The organism is Stenotrophomonas sp. FR024, from assembly GCF_047500745.2.
GTDB lineage: Bacteria > Pseudomonadota > Gammaproteobacteria > Xanthomonadales > Xanthomonadaceae > Stenotrophomonas > Stenotrophomonas maltophilia_A.
In genome coordinates, this window is sequence record NZ_JAXAXM020000001.1 from 120,973 (window position 1) to 143,957 (window position 22,985).

A 22,985-nucleotide genomic window follows, 5' to 3' on the forward strand; every position below is an offset into this window, starting at 1 on the left:
CTCGTGTGGTGGGTCGTGCGATCGGCCAGCACGGCGCCGTCTGTGACCTGCAGGGGCAGGACGACGCGGGCTGTGGAATGGCTGGCAGAGGGCACGGCACTGCCGCTGTGGCAGTGCTGCACGCGAGGTGCGTGGGCGATCTGTGGCTGGGTGGAACGAAGCGCGGGGCGCGGATACTGCGGGGTGGATCAGATATCGTCGGCGAGGTCGTCGAGGTCCTGCAGGCCACCGCCGCGTGCGAGCACGCGCTCGTAGTTGCGGCGGCGACGCTGGTCGGTCTCGGTGGTGGTCTCGCCACGTTTCCAGTAGCCGGCCACGGCAACGTCGCTGCGTGGCAGGCCGACCGTTTCGATGAAGTGGCGGCGCAGGGCACGCATTTCCTCGCGCTCGCCGGCCGCCCAGACCGTGCTGCCGGGTTCCGGCCGCAGTTGGCGCGCCTGCTGCAGCAACGGCGCGTCACCGGTGGCGAGGCGGAGCACGCGGACACCTTCAATGGCGGGTAATTCGTCTACCGGGAATGCATCATCCGAGGCGATCCAGGCCTCTGCGCGCAGGTCGGCCGGCCACTGCTGCAGCAATGCAAACAGGGCAGGGATGGCGCTTGGGTCGGCGAACAGGAGGGCGCAGGTGCCCTCGCGCTGCGGTACGTGCAGATGGGGGCGCGGTCCGGTCAGATCGAAGGCATCACCGGGGCGCAGCGCACCTACCCAGGCCAGCATCGGCCCCGGTGCCTCATGCAGCACTACGTCCAGGGTGAACTGGCGGGTGTTGGGATCGAGGCTGCGCACGGTGTAGATCCGTGACACATCGCCGAACGTGGCGCCGAGCTGGATGCGCACGGCGGTGTTGGCACGCTGCCAGGGCGCGAGTTCTGCATGTTCCGGCAGCTGGACCACGAGGCGCAGCAGGTTGGCGCACGGCTGTGCAACCGCGACCACCTGGACCTGCAGCGCCTGCAGGCCGCGATCATGGTCGGCGCCGCGCAGCGGCCCGGCCGGGGTGATTGAAGTGGGGGACGCGGACATCGACAACGATCCTGGACACTGCAAATGCGAATTAGTTACATCATAGTAAACTAAATTGATCGTGCCGCAACCGGGGCCTGTCCACGGACCGCAGCGACGCGTTGACCACGGCGTCGCTGCAGACCACCATGACAGCCCTTGCCCGCGCACCGCGCAGGAACCGTTACCGCATGGCTGCACCGAAAAAGACCGCTGCCCGTGGGCGACCGCCCAGCATCACCCGCGAGCGCATCGCCGACGCCGGCATTGCCATGACGCTGCCGGGGCTGAGCTTCGTGGGCGTGGCGGCGGAGCTGGGGGTCAGCCACATCGCGCTGTACAAGCATGTGGCGAATCTGGCGGCACTGCGCGAGCTGGTGGCCGAGGCGATCTTCGAGCGTTGGCAGGCACCGGCACTGGATGCCGCTGGCCGGCGCAGCATCGAGGAGGATCTGCATGCGTTCCAACGTTCACTGCGGACGCTGGTGGACGGGAATCCGGGGCTGGCGCCGTTCCTGGTCAGCCACGGCGCGAAGACACCGGAGATGCTGGCGCGCATCCAGCGCCACCATGCCGAATTCAGCCGCGTGCATGATCTGCCGCTTGAGCAGGCGGCGTGGCTGCTGTCGACCGTGGCCTATCACGCCGTGGCGTTGGCCGACACCGTGTACTCACGCCATGCGGTGGTGGATACCACGCGACGCCCGCTGGATCGGAAGGCGCAGGAGGCCGAGTTCGACCGCAGCATGGAAGCGTTGATCATCGGAGCATTGACGATGTGCGGGCGCACGGCAACGTAGTCGCCAACCTTGGTTGGCGCCGCGATACATCGTTGCCCACCAAGGTGGGCGTCTACCGGTCAAGCGGCATCCTTGCGCTCAGCATCCTCCATGCCGGGGCTGACGCGGCGGCCGATGTCCTTCGGCGAGGTAACCGCCAATCCTGGTTGGCACCGTTGCCCCGGTAGTCGCCAACCTTGGTTGGCGCCGAGATGTGTCGGTGCCCACCAAGGTGGGCATCTACCGGTCAAGCGGCGTCCTTGTGCTCCGCATCTTCCATGCCCGGGCTGACGCGGCGGCCGATGTCCTTCCGCGAGGTAACCGCCAATCCTGGTTGGCACTGTTGCCTTGGTAGTCGCCAACCTTGGTTGGCGCCGCGATGTGTCGGTGCCCACCAAGGTGGGCATCTACCGGTCAAGCGGCATCCTTGCGCTCCGCATCTTCCATGCCCGGGCTGACTCGCCGGCCGATGTCCTTCAACCGCGCCAGCTGATCCACCATCGACGGTGCATCGTCCAGGCTGCCGACGAACGTCCACAGATAGGTCATCACCGCGTACACATGACCCGGCGTCACACCGTCGGTGGTGGCGAGTCGTCCGATGGTCAGCGCGAACAACACCGCCGCCGCCGCACCCACCACCACGAAGGCCCCAGCTTCTCGGTCCGAGAGCAGGATGCGCAGCCGCGACAGCGTGGTGTAGTGGCGACGCAGCACCGAGGGACTGACCCGGTCGACCAGGCGGATCTCATGCTCCAGCCGGTTGTTCAGTCGCCCATGCAGCTGCTCGTTGCGGCGTGCGAACGACGGCAGCAGCAACAATGCACCCAGCAGTGCGACCAGGCTTGCAGCGCCCACCAGCGGTTCGATCGCCAGCAGCATCGCTGCCGCACCAAACATTGATACCAGCGCGGTGGCGATGATCGGTACGTGCTTTTCGAAGAAGTCGACGAACTCACGGGCCAGCACAACGCGTGCGGCCGAGGTGGAGGTGGCGTGGCCCAGCCTGCGCTGCGCCTGCACCACGTTCACCGCCAGGTCGGCATAGATGCGGGTGAAGGTACGGGTATCGACCGCACGGCGGGCAGCACCGACCAGCCAGAACAGCAGCACCACGCCGGCGTAGGAAATGGCATGGCCGATGTTGCCTCGGATGATCGCGTCCACCGCGAAGCCGGCAAGCAGCGGATAGGCCAGCAGCAGCGCATTTTCCAGCGCCACCAGCGAAAAGGTGCCGGTGAGCTGCCACGGATAGGTTCGCAGGATGGCCTTGAGAGTGGCGGCCGCGTTCTGCTGGCCGATGCTGCCGGCGGCGGCCGCCGGATCATGTGGGGGGGGCATGGGGGTGCCTGGGCGAGGTGGAGGCAGGGCAGGGGGCCGGATACCTGTCGCCTCCCTGGTCACGCCCAGTATCGGCGGCCCTTTGGAGTGGGTATGGAGGGACGATGGAGATTGCGTGGAGAAACCGGCGCCGTTCAGCGATGCGAATGTCCACCAAGGTGGGCCGCTACCAGGGCAGTGTCTACCGCCTCAACGGCAGGCATGCACCGGCCAGCGGATTTCGAAGGCACTGCCACCACGTTCGGTGGCCCGGCATAGCGCTGTTCCGTGATGGGCCACGGCAATCGCACGCACCACGGCCAGGCCAAGCCCGGAGCCACCACTCTGCCGCGAACGCGAGACATCCGTGCGCTGGAAGGCTTCGAAGATGCTGTCGCGAAGGTCGTCCGGCACACCGGGGCCGCCATCTTCCACCGTGACGGTGCAATGGCCTTCTGCCAGCGTCACGTACACCCGCAGCGGGCAGGGAATGGCATGGCGTCGTGCATTCTCCAACAGTGCCAGTACTGCCTGGCGGATGCGTGCAGGATCGCAGTCGGCCAGCGAAGGTCGTGCGTCCAATGTCACCGAGAAACCACTCTCGGTCAGTGCCTCGGACATCGCTTCAACCACCGCGGCCACCTGCACGCTGACATCGCTGCGCTGCAGGCGCAGGTCCAGATGGCCGCTCTCGGCCAGGCTGACCACGCGCAGGTCCTCGATGATGCGGGTCAGGCCCTCCAGTTGGGTGAGCATGCTGTTGAACTGCTCCGGGCCCGGCTCGAACACGCCTTCGGCGATGCCCTGCAGGCGGCCGCGCAGGATGGTCATCGGCGTGCGCAGTTCATGTGCGATTGCCGCGTTCCAGAACACCCGGTTCTCCGACATGCGGCTGAGCCGCTCTGCCATGGAGTTGAAATCGCTGACCAGCGTGGCCGCTTCGGCCATCGTGGTGTCACCGCCGCGCGCACGTGCCTGCAGATCGCCGCTGGCGACCCGGCGCAGGCTTTCGGCCACCGAATTCAACGGCGTGATGATGCGCCGGGTCAGGCGCGAGGCGACCAGCGTGGCGAAGATGACGACCACGGTGGCGGTCAAGCCGATCCACAGCCATTCCAGCCCGGACGGCATGATGGTTTCCGGCTCGTCGTACCAGCGCGGGTAGAACACCTCCATCAGGTAATAGAACAGGTAGAAGCCGCTGATCGACAGCACTGTCGAACACAGCGAGGCCACCGTGATGGATAACGTGATCTGGCGTCCGATGCTCTTGCCTTTGGGGTTCATCATTCAGTCCAGGAAACGGTAGCCAACGCCGCGGATGGTGGCGGGAATGCCGATCACGCCCACCTCTTCAAGCTTGCGCCGCAGTTTGCTGACATGGCTGTCGACGGTACGTTCCTGCGCATCACCTTCGGGCAGGCAGGCGTGCAGCAGGTCCACGCGCGCATGCACCTGGCGCGGCGCGCGCGCCATATGCACCAGCAGGCGGAACTCGGTAAGCGTGAAGTTCAGGGCATGCACCTGCTCCGCGATGCGCACCGTCACTTCGTGGCTGCGCAGGTCGATCTCGAACGGCCCCTGCCGGATCAATCCGTTGGGTTCTTCGACGACGGCGCGGGCACTGCGGCGCAGCACGGCCTGGATGCGCGCAACGATCTCAGCGGGATTGAACGGTTTGGCCACGTAGTCGTCGGCGCCGACGCGCAGGCCGGTCAGCTTGTCCACGTCCTGGTCGAGCGCGGTGAGCATGATCACCGGGGTGTTGCCGCGCCGCCGCAGTTCGCTCAGTACCTGCCAGCCGTCCAGTTTGGGCATCTGCACATCCAGCAGTACCAGGTCCGGGCGCAGCTGGCGATGGCTGGCGAGCGCCGCCTCGCCGTCGGCGGCGCGTGCGCTGCGCAGGCCGGAACGGGCCAGGTAGGCGCCGAGGATGTCGGCGATTTCGCCCTCATCTTCGGCAATCAGCACCAAGGGGGCCGGTCGGGTACGGAAGTCGTGTTTCATTGCGTGCTGCGGGTTCGAGGCCAGGGCGGGCAGGGGCGGGACAGGGGCGGGATCAGGGGCAGGCTCATCGTCGGCGTTCCATGGCCTGCGCCTCTTCGTTGGCAGCCCAGGCCAGGGTGGCCAGCACCAGCGTGCGCTGCAGGCTGGGTTCCAGCGCACCCGCGCCGCGCAGCTGCTGCAGCATGAGAGTGGACAGCGCCGCCGGCAGCGTGCTCCAGCGCGAGGCCATGGGGGTGGCGTTCACCCGGGCCTGCAGCCGCGCGGCCATGCCCACGATGGTGCGCAGGCGCACTGCCAGCAGGGCGGCGACCACGGCGGTGGCGAGGGCAAGCAGCAGATGCAGGGTGACGTTGGCCGCCGGGTGCGTTGTCGCCCAGACCGCCAGGCCGATCAGCGCGAGCGATGCGAGGGATCCGGTGCGGCGGGTGCGGCCGGGCCCATCACTGCGGAACCCCACCAGCGCGGCGGCGCCGAAGCCGGCCAGCAATGGCAGTACCGGATACGGCGCGACCCACATCCATGTGCTGGTCGATGCCAGCACCAGTGCAATCAACCACGGCGAAGGCGCACACCACGCCAGGTAGGCACGGCGCACATCGATGGGTGGCAGGTCTGGATGGGAAAGGGACACGGCAGGCGGGCAGTCGGCGAGGCCGACGAGGCTAGCGACCGTTGATGGAGACTCGGTCGAGATTGTGTCGAGATTGCGTGGACGCAGGCCGCAGCATTCAGGCGCGGGGCTGGTGCCTGAACGGCTGCCGCGCCTCCATGCAATCTCCACAGTGGCTCCAAGAAACGTCCATCGGCGGCTTCCAGACTGCGGTTTCGGCGGTCGCACTGGGCGACTGCACGCAGCCGGGCGTTTCGATGAGCAACCGCAGGACCTGGATCATTGCCGCTACGGTGGCCACATTGGCCGCCGGCGCTGGATGGTGGGCGTTTGCCGGCGGCGATGATGCCGCGCTGATCACCGCACCGGCAAGGGTGGCGGATCTGGAGAAGACCGTACAGGCGGTCGGCCGGGTCCATCCCAAGGAGCTGGTGGCGGTGGGTGCGCAGGTGTCCGGCCAGGTCAAGCGCCTGCATGTGGTGCTGGGCCAGCGCGTACAGGCCGGTGACCTGATCGCCGAGGTCGATTCGCAGCCGCAGCGTATCGCGCTGCGCAGTGCCGAGGCGGCCACCAACACGCTGCGCGCCCAGCATGCCGCCAGCCAGGCCCGCTATGCGCAGGCCAGCCGTGCTTACCAGCGGCAGTCGCAGCTGGTGGCGTCGCGCCTGGTGTCACAGGAAGGTTTCGAAGCCGCACGCGTGGCGCGCGATGCGGCACGCTCAGAGGTGGCCGCGCTGCAGGCGCAGATCGACCAGGCCGTGACCCAGGTCGAAACCGCACGGATCAACCTGGGCTATACCCGCATTGTTTCGCCCAGCGACGGTTACATCGTGGCCATCGTCACCAAGGCCGGGCAGACGTTGAACTCGATGCAGACCACCCCGACCATCGTGATGCTGGCGCAGATGGATACGATGACCGTGCGCGCCGAGATCGCCGAGGCCGACGTCGAGCTGGTGGCGCCGGGACAACCGCTGTGGTTCTCGACATTGGGGCAGAGCGGCCGCCGCTATGAATCCCACCTGCAGCAGCTGGAACCGGCGCCGTCCTCGATTGCCGACGTCGCCACCGGCAATGCGGGTGGCTCTGCGCAGACGCCGAAGGCGGTGTACTACGCCGGCCTGTTCGACGTGGCCAATCCCGGCCTGAAGCTGAAGCCCTCGATGACGGTGAAGGTGACCCTGGAGCTGGCACGGGTTGCCAACGCGCTGCAGGTGCCATTGACGGCGCTGGTTGAGTCGAATGACAAGGACGGCAACCGCGGCACCGTGCGTGTGGTCGATGCCAAGGGCCGCCCCCAGCAGCGTGCGGTGACGACCGGCCTGCGCACCGCCACCGCCGTGCAGATCCTGTCCGGCCTGCGCGAGGGTGAGAACGTCGTGGTCGGCCAGGCGCCCAGCGGCGCTGAGCCGGAAGCCGCCAGCCTGTTGGGGATGTGAGCATGGCCGACGCACTGCTGGAACTGCATGGCGTATCGCGCGCCTATCGCTCCGCCGCCGGCGAGGTGGTGGTGCTGAAGGACGTTTCGCTGCGCATCGATGCCGGCGAGTTCATCGCCATCATCGGCCCCTCGGGCTCGGGCAAGTCCACGCTGATGAACATCCTTGGCTGCCTGGACCGGCCGACCGACGGCAGCTATCGGGTGAACGGCGAGGCCACCGAGCAGATGGCGCCGGACGCGCTGGCACGCCTGCGCCGCGAGCATTTCGGCTTCATCTTCCAGCGCTACAACCTGATGGAGAACCTGAGTGCCACCGAGAACGTGGCGCTGCCGGCAGTCTATGCCGGCGTGGAGGCGGACGTGCGCACTGCCCGTGCACGCACGCTGCTGGAAACGCTGGGGCTGGGCGAACGCATGGCGAACCGGCCGAGCCAGCTGTCCGGCGGCCAGCAGCAGCGCGTGTCCATTGCCCGTTCGCTGATGAACGGCGGCGCGATCGTGCTGGCCGATGAACCCACCGGCGCGCTCGATTACGCCAGTGGCCAGCAGGTGATGGCCGAGCTGAAGCGCCTGCATGCACAGGGCCACACGGTGATCCTGGTGACACACGATGCGGCGATTGCCGCCAACGCGGCGCGGGTGATCGAGATCGCCGACGGCCGGGTGGTGACCGACCGCGGCGAGCGGGGATCGCGTGCTGTGGCTGAAACACCCGGGACCGAACGCGGCGTGTCACCGGTCACCGAGCGCCGCGCACGCATGGATGCGATTCGCGAAGCCGCGCGGATGGCCGTGCGCTCGATGCTGGCCCATCGCCTGCGCACGCTGCTGACCATGCTCGGGATCATCATCGGCGTAGCGGCCGTGGTGACCGTGGTTGCGCTGGGCAAGGGTGCACAGGCGCAGGTTGAATCACAGATAAACGAACTGGGCGCCAGTACGCTGGAGATCTTCCCAGGCTCGGATTTCGGTGACCCGCGCTCGGCGGAGATCGAGACCCTGGTGGTGGGCGATGCGGACCATCTTGCGGCGCTGAGTTACGTGGACAGCGTGAGCCCGAACCTGAGCGGATCGGTGGCGGCGCTGCAAGGCAATCGGCGTGCCAACACCCAGGTGCTGGGCGTAGGCGCCGACATGCCGCGCGTGCGTGGGCTGCGGTTGAAGGCCGGCCGCTTCTTCACCGACGCCGAAGTGGATGCGCACCGTGCCGTGGGCGTGGTCGACCAGAAGGCGGCCAAAGCGCTGTTCAGCGGCAGCCCGATCGGCAGCACGGTGCTGCTGGGCGGCATGCCGGTGGAGGTGATCGGTGTGGTCGGGGCCAATGCGTTCGCTGGCGGTGCAACCCCGACGGTCTACGTGCCGTATACCTCGGCGGCCTCGCGGCTGCTGGGCAGCGAGCGCCTGGAGAGCATCACGGTGCGCGTGCGCGACAACGTACCCACCAACGCCGCCGAAGCCTCGCTGGGGGCCGAGCTGGAGCGGTTGCATGGCCGTCGTGACTTCTTCATCTACAACGCCGACCAGATCCGCAAGGCGGTGATGAAGTCCAGCCAGACCATGGCCGCGCTGGTCTCCGCCATTGCCGCCGTGGCGCTGGTGGTTGGCGGGGTGGGGGTGATGAACATCATGCTGGTCTCGGTGAAGGAGCGCGTGCGCGAGATCGGCGTGCGGCTGGCGGTGGGCGCGCGGCAGGGCGACATCCTGCGCCAGTTCCTGATCGAGGCCGTGCTGATCTGCCTGTTCGGTGGCGTGCTGGGGGTGCTGTTCGCGTTCGGCGTGGGTGCGCTGTCCAGCCTGCTGTCGCTGGGTGTGCCGTTTCTGTTCACGGCGGGCCCGGTGCTTGCCGCGCTGGCATGCTCGTCTGCGATCGGGCTTGGCTTCGGCTACTTCCCGGCGCGCAGCGCGGCGCAGCTGGATCCGATCCAGGCGCTGGCAGCGGAGTAGGCGCAGGCCCGGTGCGGGCATTTGTGGAGCCGAAGGCAACGGCAGGAGCCGTTGCCTTTGGCTCCACAGGAGCAGCCTCAGGATGAGGGGCGCGGATGCGTGCGCACGCGTGCACGCTCGCGATACAGACGGCTGTCGGCGCGCTGCAGGGTGTCGGCCACCGTCTCGCCGGGTGCATGATGGGTCGCGCCCAGCGAGAAGGGCGTGGGTGACTGCCCGGCATGCTGCGCATACCACTGCTCCAGCGCGGCCAGCCGTCCCGGTTCCGGTGCAGTCAGCACCACCATGAACTCGTCGCCACCCATACGCACTACGCTTTCCATTGACCCCAGTGGAGCGCGCAGGAAGGCGGCGAACTCGACCAGCACCGTGTCACCCCGTGCATGGCCCTGGGTGTCGTTGATCTGCTTGAAATGATCCAGATCGAACATCAGGCAGGCCCAAGGCTGGTCGATCAGTTCGTCCAGGCGGGGCAGGAAGCGGCGGTTGTAGCTCTGGGTGAGGGGATCCTTGAAGGACATCTCGCGCAACTGCTGTTCCTGCATCCGCAGTGCAGTGACGTCCTGCGCATGGCCGAGCACGTAGGGTGGGGTGGCCTCGTTGTCGAGCACGTTGTGATACGCCCAGAAATGCCGGGTACCATCGGCGGCGATCAGCTCGATGACGCCGGCATCGGTGTGGTTGACTGCGATGCGTTCCAGATACGCCTTGAACGCGGCCCGCTTCTCCGGCGGCATCAGGTCGCACAAGCTGCGCCCGATCATGTAGCTCTCATCGAAGCCCAGTGACTGCACGGCCGCTGGGTTCACCGAGGTCAGCACGCCCTCCAGCGTGTGGGTGCAGATCAGGCCAAGGCTGTAGTGGAACAGCCGCCGGTAGCGGGTTTCGCTGGCTTCCAGTGCATCCAGCGCGGCGCGCTCCTCGGTGATGTCCTGTATGGCCCCGACCAGCCGCGGCCGGCCATCGACCTGCTGCCGGCCTCCAACCACGCGGGTCCAGATGGCTCGTCCGTCGGCGGTGGTCATCGGCAGCTGCACCTCCCACGACGTGCCTTCATCGATGCAACGCTGCACCGCCGTGCGGATGATGTTTCGGCTGTCCTCGCGATAGAACGAGAGCGCAGTTTCGAGCGTCGGTTCGAAGTTGCTGCGCACGCCGTGGATCTGCTTGGTTTCGCGGGTCCAGCGGACCTCGTTGCTGACCAGGTCCATTTCCCAGCCACCCACCCGGGCCGCGCGGTTGGTGCGCTCCAGGAAGTCCTCGCTGCGCTTCAGCTCACGATGCAGGGCCTTGGCCTGGCCGACCTGGGCCATCAGCGTGCTGCGCTGCTCCAGCACCTGAGTGGTGACCCGGGCCAGATGCACCATCAATTCGCGCTGGGAGGGAGACAGAACGCCCGGCATCGGGTCGAGCAGGCACAGCGTTCCCATGCGCGCGCCATGCGCCGAGCCCAGCGAGATCCCCGCGTAGTGGCGGATGCGCGGGCCGCCGGTGACCAGTGGATTGCTGGCGAAGCGCGGGTCCTGGCGCGCGTCCGGAATCTCGAACAGCGTGTCCTGCTGTATGGCATGGGTGCAGAATGAAATCTCGCGCGCGGTTTCGCTGACACCTTCCAGCCCGATGTTGGCCTTGAACCACTGGCGCTCGTCGGCAACAACTGAAATCAGAGCCATGGTCATGCCGGTTGCGGCACGCGCGGCGGCGACGATCGCATCGAAAACAGGCTCTGGTGGCGTGTCGAGCAGGTGCAGGCGGTCGAGTTCAAGCAGTCGTTCGGCTTCGTCCATGGCACTTTTCAGGGCGGGGTGGCAAGGGCGGCTTCGGCTGTCGGGCACTACGCTAGTGCGTACCGCGTTATGTATCGCCAGCGTCGGGTGATGCCGGTGTGACGCGTTGGCATCAGCGTTTCGGTGGGCCGCACGTGGGTCGAGCCAAAACGTGACGGCGGTCGCGGACATGCAGCGCGTGTCGAACGACGGGGTAACGACGGGGTAGTGCCGGCCGCTGGCCGGCAACCTCATGACATCCGGATCATTGCAGATGCCGGCCAGCGGCCGGCACTACCGGTCGATTGGCCGGCAGGCGACGCAACGCGCAACGCACGCATCACGGGGCGTTCCGCCAGCAGCCGCAATGGTGGGCCGCATAGGCTGGGTAGTGCCGGCCGCTGGCCGGCAACCAGGGGTATCACGGGATTCCGGGATTGCCGGCCAGCGGCCGGCACTACCCGTCCCTTACGCCTTGGTGTACTTGCCGGTGCGGTAGATCAGCCAGCCCACCAGGAACAGCACGGCCAGGCCGATCCACTGCGCGCCCGGCAGGTGGAACGGCACGGCCAGCACGTCGGCGCGGCTGCTGACCACGATCGGAATCGCGATGGCGATGCCCATCAGTGCCTCACCGGTGATCAGGCCCGCAGCGAACAGCACACCCGGCTTGTGCACGCGGTCGCGGCCTTCTTCGTCATCGGCGCGCACCTTGTGGAAGCGCTCGACCAGGTGGGCGATCAGGCCGCCGAGGAAGATCGGCACCATCAGCTCCAGCGGCAGGTAGATGCCGATGGCGGCGGCCAGCACCGGCACGCGGAAGCGTGCGTTGCGCGACTTCAGCCAGCTGTCGAAGGCAATGATGGCGGCACCGACCACGGCACCGATGCCGATGAAGGTCCAGGGCAGTTCGCCACCGAACAGGCCCTTGGCCACCGAGGCCATCAGGTTGGCCTGCGGCGCAGCCAGCGCGTTCGGGTGCAGCTCGGACTTCACGCCGATGCCGTAGGCGGTGGCCAGCAGGTTCAGCACCGGGGCCATGATCAGCGCGCACGAGAAGGCACCGATGCCCAGCATCAGCTGCTGCTTCCACGGGGTGGCACCTACGATATAGCCGGCCTTGAGGTCCTGCAGGTTGTCACCGCCAACCGCTGCGGCGCAGCACACCACCGCGCCGATCATGATCGCCGCCACCGCGCCCAGCGGCGCACCGCCGGCACCGACCGGCTTGAGGCCATCGGCGCCCAACAGCACCACCAGCACGGCCGAGGCGAACAGGATGGTGGAGATGGTGATGCCCGACACCGGGTTGTTGGACGAACCGATCAAGCCGGCCAGGTAGGCCGAGACCGACACGAACAGGAAGCCGGCAACGATCATGATGATGGTCATGGGGATCGACACGTGCCACTGGCCCACGATGGCCTGGTACAGGGCCAGCAGCGGCAGCACGAAGACCACCAGGGCCACCAGCATCCACTTCATCGGCAGGTCGCGCTCGGTGTGCGCCAGCACCGGGCCACCGCTCTTGCGGGCGGCGGCAAAGCCGCTCTTGACGCCATTGAGCAGCGACTTGCGCAGCGAGATCAGGGTCCAGATGCCACCGATCAGCATTGCGCCGACACCCAGGTAGCGCATCTTCGCGCCCCAGATGGCGAACGCCGCTTCGGTGGAGGATGCCGTGGCGACCGACGCGGCCAGTGCCGGATCGGTGTTCATGAAGAACGCCTGGTAGATCGGAATGGCGATGTGCCAGGTCAGGATCGAGCCGGACACGACCACGATGCCGACGTTGAGGCCGACGATGTAGCCCACGCCCAGCAGTGCCGGCGACAGGTTGGTACCGATGAAGGCGGTGACCTTGGAGCTGCCGACGTAGGCCGAGGTGGCCCAGGCGTCGGGAATCAGGCGCATGCCGCTTTCCGCGGCCAGCTTGACGAAGGCACCGATGACTGCCGACAGGCCGAGGATCTTCAGGCCCGGGCCCGGGTTCTCACCGGCCTTGAGCACTTCGGCCGCGGCCTTGCCTTCCGGGAACGGAAGCGGGTCTTCAACGATCATCGAACGGCGCAGCGGCACCGAGAACAGCACGCCCAGCAGGCCACCGAGGCCGGCGATGCCCAGCACCCACCAGTACTTGAAGTCCGGCCAGTAGCCCATGATCACCAGCGCCGGGATGGTGAAGATCACACCGGCGGCGATCGACGAACCGGCCGAGGCGCCGGTCTGCACGATGTTGTTTTCAAGGATGGAGCCACCGCCCAGCAGGCGCAGCACGCCCATGGAAATCACCGCGGCGGGAATGGCGGTGGCGATGGTCAGGCCTGCGAACAGACCGAGGTAGGCGTTTGCGGCCGACAGCACCACCGCCAGCACGATGGCCAGGGCCACTGCGCGGAAGGTGAGCTGCTTGGGCGCAGCGTCGTGGTTCATGGAAGCCCCTGCTGGCAAAAAATCCCTGCCACGCTAGCGTTCAGGGCAGATCAAGTCCAGCGTGCCAAAGGATGGGGGCGTGTGCTGCAGCGCAATGGGCCCGTACGTGGACCGGCAATCGACCGACCCGGCAAAGTCCGGCTGGGCGCGGAGCAAATGATATGTTATATCTTAATGCTACCTTGCTGTTACTGCATCGCATGCCCCCTTCCCCCTCCCCTCGCCTGGCCTCCATCGACCAGCTGCGCGGCACCGTGATGCTGTTGATGTTGCTGGACCACGTGCGCGAGACCTTCTTCCTGCAGCATCAGGTAAGCGACCCGATGGACGCATCGACGGTCTCCCCTGCGCTGTTCGCCTGCCGTCTGCTGGCCCACCTGTGTGCGCCCGTGTTCGTCCTGTTGACCGGGCTGTCGGCCTGGTTGTACGGCCAGCGCCAGGCGGATCCGCGCCGGGCCACCGCCACGTTCCTGCTCAAGCGCGGGCTGTTCCTGGTCGTGCTGGAACTGACCCTGGTGAACTTCGCCTGGACCTTCCAGTTGCCGCCGGACACGTTGTACCTGCAGGTGATCTGGGCCATCGGCCTGAGCATGATCGCGCTGGCCGGCCTGCTGTGGCTGCCGCGCCCGGCCCTGCTGGTGCTGGCAGTCGCGCTGGTGGCCGGGCACAACCTGTTGGACGGCGTGCGAGTGGAAGGCCACGGTCTGCTGGCGATGCTGTGGAAAGTGCTGCACCAGCGCGACTGGATCGAGACCGGCGCGCTGCGCCTGCGCACTTCCTACCCGGTGCTGCCGTGGATCGGGGTAATCGCGCTGGGCTACCTGATGGGGCCGTGGTTCGCCCGCGACCGCGACCCGGCGCAACGCCAGCGCTGGCTGCTGTGCGCAGGCGTCGGCGCGCTGGCCCTGTTCGCCCTGCTGCGGTTCGCCAACCAGTACGGGGATGCACCGTGGCAGTACCAGACCAGCACGCTGCGCACCTGGATGAGCGTGTTCAACATCACCAAGTACCCGCCGTCGCTGCAGTTCCTGCTGTTGACGCTGGGCGTGGGATTGTTGCTGCTGCGCCTGTACGAATGGCCGCCACTGGCGCGTGCGCTGCGCCCGCTGGCCGATGTCGGCGCCGCGCCGATGTTCTTCTACCTGCTGCACCTGTATGTGCTGAAGGGGCTGTACCTGGCCGCGCTGGCGATCTGGGGGCCGACACACGGTGATCTGTACGCACTGGATTCGGTGGCCGGCCTGCTGCTGGTGGCCTGTGCGCTGGCGGTGGTGCTGTACCCGCCGACACGGGCGTTCGCGCGGTTCAAGGCACGAAGGCGCGATCTGGCGTGGCTGCGGTACCTGTGATCGCCCAGGCCAGTCCGGCAATCCACGCATGGCGTGGATCTACTGAAAGCGGATCGGGCCACAGGCCTATAATTCCGCGATGAATTCCACCGCTATCGCTTCCGACGATTTCCTGGGCCATCCCAAGGGCGTCTACGTCTGCTTCTTCACCGAAATGTGGGAGCGCTTCTCCTTCTATGGCATGAAGGCGCTGCTGCTGCTGTACCTGACCAAGTACCACCTGTTCGGCGACAAGGCCGGCCTGGACCTGCTCGGTGCCTATGGCGGCCTGGTGTACTGCATCCCGGTGTTCGGCGGCATGCTGGCCGACCGCTGGCTGGGCATGCGCCGGGCGGTGCTGTTCGGCGGCATCCTGCTGGTGCTCGGCCACCTCGGCATGGCCTTCGAGGGCCACGCCGCCTATCGGGTCAACGGCGAAGTGGTGCGCGACACCTCGGCACTGGCGGTGACCTACCTGTCGCTGGCGCTGATCATCATGGGCGTCGGCTTCCTCAAGCCGAACATCTCCACCATCGTCGGCAAGCTGTACGCCAAGGACGATCCGCGCCGTGATTCGGGCTTCTCGCTGTTCTACGCCGGCATCAACCTCGGCGCGCTGTTCTCGTCGCTGGTGTGCGGCTTCCTCGGCGAGGCCTATGGCTGGAAGTACGGTTTCGGTGCGGCCGGCATCGGCATGCTGGCCGGCCTGGCGATGTTCCTGTGGGGCCAGAAGTACCTGCAGGGCCACGCCGAGCCGCCGCAGCCGGCCGCGCTGAAGCAGAAGGTGCTGGGCCTGCCGCGCGAATGGCTCATCTATCTGTGCGCGATGCTCGGTGTATTGCCGGTGGCGTGGCTGATGTGGGCGGCCGGCAACGGCGCGTTCGCGCTGGGCGGTGAAATCAGCCTGGCACTGATGCTGATGCTGGTGGTGCTGGGCGGCGTGCTGGTCTGGTTCGCCTGGTTCACCGGCAGCAAGTGCACGCCGGTGCAGCGCCAGCAGATGGTCGCGCTGATGGTGTTGATCTTCATGGCACTGGTGTTCTTCACGATGTACGAGCAGTCGTATGGCTCCTGGGTGACCTTCACCGACCGCCTGCTGACCAAGGACATCGTGCCCTCGCTGGTGATCACCGGCGGTACCCCGCTGCCGTGGTCGATCATCTCGCTGCTGCTGGCGCCGCTGGGCTTCGTGGTCAGCGCGCGGCTGTCCGAGCGCCGTCCGGGCTCATCTGCGCCGCGAACGTTCTTCGCCGCCATCGTCGTGCTGATGCTGGTGCTGCTGGTGCGCGACTGCCTGGTGATTCCGCAGACCGCCGGCTCGCTGACCTACCTCGGCGGCCTGTTCCTGGTGCTGCTGGCGCCGGCCTTCGCCGCACTGTGGACGTGGATGGACCGCCGCGGCTGGGAACCGGGCAAGCCGGTCAAATCGGCCTGGGGCCTGGTGATCGGCGCGCTGTCGTTCGTGCCGCTGGCATTGGCCGCACAGCAGGTCGGCGCCACCGGCGAGATGGCCAGCGTGTGGTGGCTGGTGCTGGCCTACTTCCTGCTGGCCAGCGGTGAGATGTGCCTGTCGCCGGTCGGCCTGTCGGCAGTGACCCAGCTGGCCGTGCCGCGGGTGATGAGCCTGATGATGGGCACCTGGTTCCTGGCCACCGCATTCTCGGAAACGCTGGCCGCGCTGTTCGGCAAGCTGGCCGCGATCGAGGTGCCGGAGGGCGAATCGCTGGACATGGTGGCCGCTGCCGGCGCCTATGCGCACCTGTTCTGGCTGCTGATGTGGATCGGCCTGGGCTGTGCGCTGGCCGCCTTCATCGCCGCGCCGCTGCTGAAGAAGATGATGCACGGGGTCAAGTAAGCCTGATGCAGGCGAACTCCGGGGGCGGCGGATCGATCATCCGCCGCCCCCGGCTTGTTCAGGGCGCGCTGCTCTTCTCCGCAGGTGCGGCCTGCCCGGCCACCTGGCCGCCCAGGCTGCGCGAGAGGAAGGCCAGCAACCTGCTGTAGTACGCACGTTGGTTGGCAGGGGAATAGAAACCATGCCCTTCATTCTTGACGTACAGGGTTTCCACCGGCGTGCCGGCCTTCTTCAACGCAGCTTCCATGCGTTCGCTGTGCACGATCGGCGCACGTTGATCCTGGCCACCCGCGGCCAGGAATACCGGCACCCGCACCTGCGCGGCCAGATTCACCGGGGAACGCTCTGCAAGATCCTTGGGCGATCCCAGCCAGTTCCGCAGGTAGGCCAGGCCTGACTCATCGCTCTGGATGTCTCCGCGGGCGTACATCAACGGCAGGTCGTAGATGCCGACATAGCCGGCCGCGCACTGGTACAGGCCCGGTTCGCGCACCGCCCCCATCATCGCCGCATAGGCACCGTAACTGGCCCCATAGATACAGATGCGGTTCTTGTCGGCCACGCCCTGTTCGATCGCCCAGCGCGTGGCATCGGTGACGTCATCCTGCATCGACAGCCCCCATTGCTTTCGCGCGGCCTGCATGTGGGCCCGGCCATAGCCGGAAGAGCCGCGGAAATTCACCTGCAGTACCGCGTAACCTGCCGCCGCCAGCATCTGTGTCTCGGTGTCATAGGCGCCCTGGTCGGCAACACCGATCGGACCTCCGTGCGGCACCACCACCATCGGCAGCGCACGGGCCTCGCGGCCATGCGGGACGGTAAGGAAGCCATGCAGCGGACGCCCATCACGGGCCGTCAGGCTGATCGGACGCACCTCCGCCGCCAGCGCGGGGTCGATCCAGTCACTGCGGCTGATCAGGTGCCGTGCACTCTTGCCAACCGTGTCATAGAGATAGAAATCGCCCGGATTGCTGCCTGACCAGGTTTCCACCAGCACCGTCTTGCCATCGCGCGTGCTGGAGGTGATGTAGACCGCTCCGCCCAGGCCGGCTTCGAGGCTGCGGTACAGGCGAGCGTCGTCCGAGGCGTCATCGAAGAATGCCGTTCGCGGCGCACTGCCAAGGAACAGGGCCCCGACTGGCACGCGGCTGCCGGGGCGCCGGATGATGCGCGCCGGGTCGGCACTCCCATCGCGCAGCACGGTGCGTCGTTCATTGCTCTGGGGGTCCCAGCTGACAATGGCATCAGGTCCATCTGCCTGCTCGACCTGCAGGTACGCCAGGCGACCATCGGCCGAGAAGCCGAGCGGCGCCTCGATGCGCTTGCTCAGGGATTCATCATTGAGCAGGACCCAGTCGCTGTTGCTGCCCGTGCGGTAGTAGAGCTTCTGCGTGCCATCGGTAACGACAGCGCGTGCGAAACGCACCTCGCCCTGCTCATCGGTCGTGAAGTCCGCATCGGGAATGGGAGCGCGCGCCACGGCGTTGCGGCGACCGGTGATCACGTCCATGCGCTCGACCTGCGCATGCGAACTGCCGACCAGCGGGATCACCGTCACCAGCGCGTTGCGGTCATCGTCCTTGAGCTCATCACTGAGGTAGGCGGCCACCAGGCCTGCCGGCTTGACCTTGATGTTGGTGCCCAGGCTCTGGTCGGCAACCCGGTACCCCACCAGCAGCTCGCCGCCCTTGCCGTTGGCATTGATACCGAACAGTTCACCGGTCGGCGTCGGCCGGTCCAGCACGCCCAACTTCTGTGCCATGCCCACCAGCAGCCGCTCGTTGCTGACCCAGTCGAAGGTGTGCGCGTGATCGTTGCGGGGCGGGCGGAAGCTGCCGACCATCTTCATGTCGGCAATGCGGTAGATCGCCAATGCGGTTCCCGCCTCCAGCGGAACCGTCGCGGCGATGTACTCGCCCCCTGGTGAAATCTTGATGTCGGTAAACGACTCCTGCCGCAGATAGCGATCCAGGTCCAGCGTTGCGGCCGATGCCCCACCCACAACCGCGCCCAACAGTACAGCCAGCACAATCCTGCGCATCCTTCCCCCATGGAAAACCGGACACCCTGTCCGGATGCACGATTCTAGGCACGTGACCGTTTGCCGCGCCACATCGGCAGAAAAAACGACGGCACCGTTGCCGGTGCCGTCGTTACCACTACCTTGGAGAGAGAGTCAGGACGTGGGTTCGGGGGGCGTGCGCCGGGTCAGTGGACCCCGCGCACCGCCAACGTAAGGGCCAGGATGCTGAGGATCACGGCGATGGTGCCGTCGAGCACGCGCCAGGTACTGGGCTTGGTGAACAGCGGCGCCAGCAGGCGTGCGCCCAGGCCCTGCGCGGTCAGCCACAGGCAGCTGGCAGTCACCACACCGGCGGCGAAGGCCATGCGGGCGTTGCCGAAGTTCTCGGCGATCGAGCCGATCACCATCATGTCCAGCCAGAAGTGCGGGTTGATCAGCGAGAAGCCGACCGCGGCCATCAGCACCGCGCGGGGGCTGCCGTCGTCGCTGTCAGCCTCGCCCATGCCGCCGCCACCGGCAATCGCACGGCGTGCCGACTTCATGGCGTACCAGGCCAGGAACGCGACGCCGGTCCACAGCACGGCGGTGGTCAGCCACGGCAGCGCCGAAGTGAGCGTGCGCAGGCCGGCCACGCTGGCAAAGATGAAGATCGCATCGATGGCCGCACAGGTGGCAACCACCGGCACGATGTGCTTGCGCAGGATGCCCTGGCGCAGAATGAAGGCGCTCTGGGCCCCGACCACGGCGAACAGGCCGATGCCGGTAGCTGCACCAGAGAACCAGGCACCGAGGCCGGTGCTGGCGGAGATGACCGAGAACATGGGATTCAGTGCCTTTGCTTGCTTGGGGGGACGGTGCCTCGCGAAGGCGGACAGCACCGGAACGGGCGCCATTGTCGCGCCGCAACATGAAAAAGACGAGCTAAACTTCCTAAACCAACATTAGCGGAACTTAATTCGATGCGTATCGACCATGCCCAGCTGCGCGCCCTCGCCGCAGTGATCCGCGAAGGCAGCTTCGACCGCGCCGCGCAGTCGCTGAATGTCACGCCCTCGGCCATCTCGCAGCGGGTCAAGGCACTGGAGGACCGGGTCGGTCGCCTGCTGGTCAAGCGCGGCACCCCGGCCACCGCCACCGCCGAGGGCCAGGTGCTGGTGCAGCTGGCCGAGCAGACCGCCCTGCTCGAGCACGACGCCCTGCACCGGATGGGCCTGGCCGATGAGGACCTGCCGCAGGCCAGCATTCCGGTGGCGGTGAACCACGACAGCCTGGAAACCTGGTTCCCGCAGGCCGCCTCGCAGTTCGCACAGAGCACCGGCACCACCCTGGACCTGCGCGTGGAGGACCAGGACCACACCGTCGAACTGCTGCGCCAGGGCACGGTGCTGGGTGCGGTGACCACGCTGGACGAGCCGGTGCAGGGCTGCCAGATCCACGCGCTGGGCAGCATCCGTTACGCCGCCACCTGTACCCCCGAATTCCGCGAACGCCATTTTGCCAAGGGCGTGACCGCGCAGGCGCTGGCGCAGGCGCCGGTGCTGGTGTTCAACCGCAAGGACGAAATGCAGTCGCGCTTTGCCCGGCGCATGGCCGGCGACGACCTGCCCAGCACCGCGCCGACCTGGTGGATTCCCTCCACCCGCGCCTTCGTGCAGGCCAATCTGGGCGGCATGGGCTGGACCATGAACCCATTGCCGCTGGTCAAACGGCACCTGGACGCCGGCCGCCTGGTCTACGTACGCCAGCGCGCGTGGGAGGACGTGCCGCTGTACTGGCAGCACTGGAAGGGTGACGTCCAGACCATGGCCCTGCTGACCCGCGCCGTGCTGGATGCCTCCTCAGCGCTGGTGCGGCGCAAGCGCTGAGGCAGCGCCGCAAAAAGGGGACGGAGGGGATTAAGTCGTTTAAGGCCCAAACGACATTCTGGGCAAAGACGACTTAATCCCCTCCGTCCCCTTTTTGCTCCATCCAATCTCCACGAAGTCTCCACACCGGGTCCATGCGTGATGCGGATACTGGTCGGCCGATCACTGCAAGGATGCCCTGCATGCCTGTATTCGTCCGCGATGCGCGCCCCGAAGATGCCGCCGCCTGCATCGACCTGCGCGGGCGCACCCGCGAGAACGCCTTCAGTGCCGCGCAGTTGGCGGAGCTGGGCATCACGCCGGAAAGCTGGGCGGCCGGCATCGCCCAGGGCGATTCGATCGGCCGCGTTGCCTGGGAAGGCGAACGCATGGCCGGCTACTGCTTCGCCGACCGCGACAGCGGCGAGGTGCTGGTGCTGGCCCTGCTGCCGGACTACGAAGGCCGTGGCGTCGGTCGGCAGCTGCTGCAGGAAGTGGTCAGCCTGACCCGCGATGCGGGCCACCGGCGCCTGTTCCTGGCCTGCTCGGCCGACCCGCGTTCGCGCTCGCACGGCTTCTACCGCCGCCTGGGCTGGCGTCCGACCGGCGAGATCGATGAGGCCGGTGACGAGATTCTGGAGCTGGTCTGATTGAAGGCGTCGCCAGGCATGGCCTGGCGCTACTGGGGCTACGATCGCCAGGCTTGGGCCCGCCGCTCACGTGACGGGGCCGCGAAACGTCGGATGCTGCGTTGCATCAAAAACGGACCGGATCCGGTTAGAATCGCGGATGGATGGCGCAAGGCGTTGTTTCTTCACGCCCTTTCCCTGCCCCACGCGCATCCTGACCCCTTCCCCTCCGCCAACGATCCCGCCCCCATGAAGAAATTTGGCAAGGCCCTGCTCGCCCTGCTCGTGCTGCTGTTGCTGGCCGCCGCGCTGTTCCTGTACTGGCCGCTGACCCAGCGCTCGGTGCCCGCCGCCAGCAACGACAAGCCCGTCGACGTTGTGCTGGTCGGCGCCGGCATCATGAGCATCACCCTGGCCACCTACCTGCAGGAACTGCAGCCGGACTGGAACATCCAGGTCTACGAACGCCTCGACGGCGTCGCCGGTGAAAGCTCCGACGGCTGGAACAACGCCGGCACGGGCCACTCGGCCTTCGCCGAACTGAACTACACCCCCGAACTGCCCGACGGCAGCATCGAGACCAAGCGCGCGGTCGGCATCGCCGAATCGTTCGAGGTCTCGCGCCAGTTCTGGTCGCACCAGGTGAAGGAAGGCCGCCTGAGCCAGCCCAGCGACTTCATCAACCCGACCCCGCACATGAGCTTCGTCTGGGGCGATGACAACATCGCCTACCTGCACAAGCGCCAGCAGGCCCTGGTGAAGAATCCGCTGTTCTACGGCATGCAGTACTCCGAGGATCCGGCACAGATCAAGCAGTGGGCACCGCTGCTGATGGAAGGCCGTGACCCGAAGCAGAAGGTCGCCGCGACCTGGATGCCGCTGGGCACCGACGTCAACTTCGGAGTGATCACCCGCCAGCTGACCACCGGCCTGCAGCGCAGCCCGAACTTCAGCCTGCACCTGAACCACGAAGTGAGCGCACTGCGGCAGAACGCTGACAAGAGCTGGAACGTGACGGTAAAGGACCTCAAGGCCGGAACCGAGTCCACCACCCACGCCCGCTTCGTGTTCATCGGTGCCGGTGGCGCCGCGCTGAAGCTGCTGCAGATGTCCGGCATTCCGGAATCGAAGGACTACGCCGGCTTCCCGGTCGGTGGCCAGTTCCTCGCCTTCCAGGGCCAGGACGTGACCTCGCGCCACGGTGTGAAGGCCTACGGCATGGCCGAAACCGGTTCGCCGCCGATGTCGGTGCCGCACCTGGATGCGCGCAAGCTGGACGGCAAGCCGGTGGTCCTGTTCGGGCCGTTCGCGCTGTACAGCACCAAGTTCCTCAAGCACGGCTCGTGGTGGGACCTGTACTCCTCGGTCACCCACAACAACGTTGGCCCGATGCTGGAAGTGGGCAAGGACAACCTGGACCTGGTGCAGTACCTGATGGCCCAGGCACGCCTGAACGATGCTGATCGCCAGGCCGAACTGGTCAAGTACTTCCCCAATGCCAAGCCGGGCGACTGGAAGCTGGTCACCGCCGGCCAGCGCGTGCAGATCATCAAGCGTGATCCGCTGAAGGGCCCGGTGCTGCAGTTCGGTACCGAGATCGTGACCGACAAGGACCACACCATCGCCGCCCTGCTCGGTGCCTCGCCGGGTGCATCGACCTCGCCGCCGATCATGCTGGACCTGATGGCCAAGGCCTTCCCGGACCAGATGAAGGCCGGCTGGGAAACCCGCCTGCGCGAGATCGTGCCGTCGTACGGGCGCAAGCTCAACGACAACGCCGCGCTGGTCAACGAGATCCGCACGCTGACCAGTCAGACCCTGCGCCTGCCGTACCTGGAGGTGCCGGTGGACGCCAATGCGGCGGCTCCGGCCCCGGCGGTAGTGCCGGCAGCCGTTCCGGCACCAGCCAAGGAAAAGCGCAACGCCAACGAGGAACTGCAGGCGCTGTAAGCCTGGCAGATTCCCTGCAGCAGACACGGACGGCCACCTTCGGGTGGCCGTT

The 22,985-nt window shown here is 66.9% G+C and carries 17 protein-coding genes; 8 read left to right on the forward strand and 9 right to left on the reverse strand.

The features are described from left to right. Window positions 1-188 precede the first annotated feature (188 nt). A complete protein-coding gene (locus tag ACMZ91_RS00555) occupies window positions 189-1,025 on the reverse strand; it encodes a siderophore-interacting protein (protein WP_414576718.1) in 837 nt (278 codons plus the stop codon). A 170-nt stretch (window positions 1,026-1,195) separates the two neighbouring features. Between ACMZ91_RS00555 and ACMZ91_RS00560 the strand changes: the two genes are divergently transcribed. Next, window positions 1,196-1,804, forward strand: coding sequence for a TetR/AcrR family transcriptional regulator (locus ACMZ91_RS00560; protein WP_414576716.1), 609 nt, complete (start codon window positions 1,196-1,198; stop codon window positions 1,802-1,804). Window positions 1,805-2,197: 393 nt separating this feature from the next. On the opposite strand, the gene ACMZ91_RS00565 is transcribed toward ACMZ91_RS00560, so the two are convergent. The 4 genes from ACMZ91_RS00565 to ACMZ91_RS00580 all read right to left on the reverse strand — a co-directional run bounded on the left by ACMZ91_RS00565 (window position 2,198) and on the right by ACMZ91_RS00580 (window position 5,741). After that, window positions 2,198-3,124 carry an ABC transporter six-transmembrane domain-containing protein gene (locus ACMZ91_RS00565; RefSeq protein ID WP_134951760.1) on the reverse strand — a complete coding sequence of 309 codons (927 nt, stop codon included), beginning with the start codon at window positions 3,122-3,124 and terminating at the stop codon, window positions 2,198-2,200. Window positions 3,125-3,313: 189 nt separating this feature from the next. Further along, the gene (locus ACMZ91_RS00570) at window positions 3,314-4,390 is read right to left on the reverse strand and encodes an ATP-binding protein (RefSeq protein WP_134951759.1); all 1,077 of its coding nucleotides are present in this window, start codon (window positions 4,388-4,390) and stop codon (window positions 3,314-3,316) included. A 3-nt stretch (window positions 4,391-4,393) separates the two neighbouring features. Beyond that, complete coding sequence (locus tag ACMZ91_RS00575; RefSeq protein WP_134951758.1) at window positions 4,394-5,110, reverse strand: response regulator; 717 nt, start codon at window positions 5,108-5,110, stop codon at window positions 4,394-4,396. A 64-nt stretch (window positions 5,111-5,174) separates the two neighbouring features. Continuing rightward, entirely contained in the window at window positions 5,175-5,741 is a 567-nt protein-coding gene (locus ACMZ91_RS00580) for a hypothetical protein (protein ID WP_414576714.1), read from the reverse strand. 236 nt (window positions 5,742-5,977) lie between these two features. Between ACMZ91_RS00580 and ACMZ91_RS00585 the strand changes: the two genes are divergently transcribed. Together ACMZ91_RS00585 and ACMZ91_RS00590 are read left to right on the forward strand one after the other, a co-directional pair. Beyond that, entirely contained in the window at window positions 5,978-7,159 is a 1,182-nt protein-coding gene (locus ACMZ91_RS00585) for an efflux RND transporter periplasmic adaptor subunit (RefSeq protein WP_049461169.1), read from the forward strand. A gap of 2 nt (window positions 7,160-7,161) precedes the next feature. Then, window positions 7,162-9,105: a MacB family efflux pump subunit gene (locus ACMZ91_RS00590; protein WP_414576712.1), complete on the forward strand. Its 1,944-nt coding sequence runs from the start codon at window positions 7,162-7,164 to the stop codon at window positions 9,103-9,105. Window positions 9,106-9,182: 77 nt separating this feature from the next. Here ACMZ91_RS00590 and ACMZ91_RS00595 read toward each other — a convergent pair whose 3' ends face one another. Continuing rightward, complete coding sequence (locus ACMZ91_RS00595) at window positions 9,183-10,892, reverse strand: sensor domain-containing diguanylate cyclase (protein WP_414576710.1); 1,710 nt, start codon at window positions 10,890-10,892, stop codon at window positions 9,183-9,185. Window positions 10,893-11,339: 447 nt separating this feature from the next. Further along, window positions 11,340-13,304 (reverse strand): OPT family oligopeptide transporter, encoded by a 1,965-nt coding sequence (locus tag ACMZ91_RS00600; protein WP_032127608.1) that lies wholly within the window; start codon window positions 13,302-13,304, stop codon window positions 11,340-11,342. A gap of 200 nt (window positions 13,305-13,504) precedes the next feature. Between ACMZ91_RS00600 and ACMZ91_RS00605 the strand changes: the two genes are divergently transcribed. Next, window positions 13,505-14,653 carry an acetyltransferase domain-containing protein gene (locus tag ACMZ91_RS00605; protein WP_197655883.1) on the forward strand — a complete coding sequence of 383 codons (1,149 nt, stop codon included), beginning with the start codon at window positions 13,505-13,507 and terminating at the stop codon, window positions 14,651-14,653. Window positions 14,654-14,732: 79 nt separating this feature from the next. Next, complete coding sequence (locus ACMZ91_RS00610; RefSeq protein ID WP_032127610.1) at window positions 14,733-16,487, forward strand: peptide MFS transporter; 1,755 nt, start codon at window positions 14,733-14,735, stop codon at window positions 16,485-16,487. Window positions 16,488-16,545: 58 nt separating this feature from the next. Here ACMZ91_RS00610 and ACMZ91_RS00615 read toward each other — a convergent pair whose 3' ends face one another. Both ACMZ91_RS00615 and ACMZ91_RS00620 read right to left on the reverse strand, forming a co-directional pair. After that, window positions 16,546-18,528, reverse strand: a complete 1,983-nt coding sequence (locus ACMZ91_RS00615) for an alpha/beta hydrolase family protein (RefSeq protein WP_197655882.1) — start codon at window positions 18,526-18,528, stop codon at window positions 16,546-16,548. Between the two features lie 167 nt (window positions 18,529-18,695). Beyond that, window positions 18,696-19,331 (reverse strand): LysE/ArgO family amino acid transporter, encoded by a 636-nt coding sequence (locus tag ACMZ91_RS00620; RefSeq protein WP_414576695.1) that lies wholly within the window; start codon window positions 19,329-19,331, stop codon window positions 18,696-18,698. Between the two features lie 138 nt (window positions 19,332-19,469). Here ACMZ91_RS00620 and ACMZ91_RS00625 point away from each other — a divergent pair, with 138 nt between their 5' ends. From ACMZ91_RS00625 to mqo, 3 genes are all read left to right on the forward strand, one after another. Further along, complete coding sequence (locus ACMZ91_RS00625) at window positions 19,470-20,375, forward strand: LysR family transcriptional regulator ArgP (protein ID WP_010483397.1); 906 nt, start codon at window positions 19,470-19,472, stop codon at window positions 20,373-20,375. A gap of 182 nt (window positions 20,376-20,557) precedes the next feature. Further along, window positions 20,558-21,004, forward strand: a complete 447-nt coding sequence (locus ACMZ91_RS00630; RefSeq protein WP_414576693.1) for a GNAT family N-acetyltransferase — start codon at window positions 20,558-20,560, stop codon at window positions 21,002-21,004. Window positions 21,005-21,232: 228 nt separating this feature from the next. Continuing rightward, window positions 21,233-22,933 carry a malate dehydrogenase (quinone) gene (gene mqo / locus ACMZ91_RS00635; protein ID WP_032127613.1) on the forward strand — a complete coding sequence of 567 codons (1,701 nt, stop codon included), beginning with the start codon at window positions 21,233-21,235 and terminating at the stop codon, window positions 22,931-22,933. The last annotated feature ends 52 nt before the right edge of the window (window positions 22,934-22,985 follow it).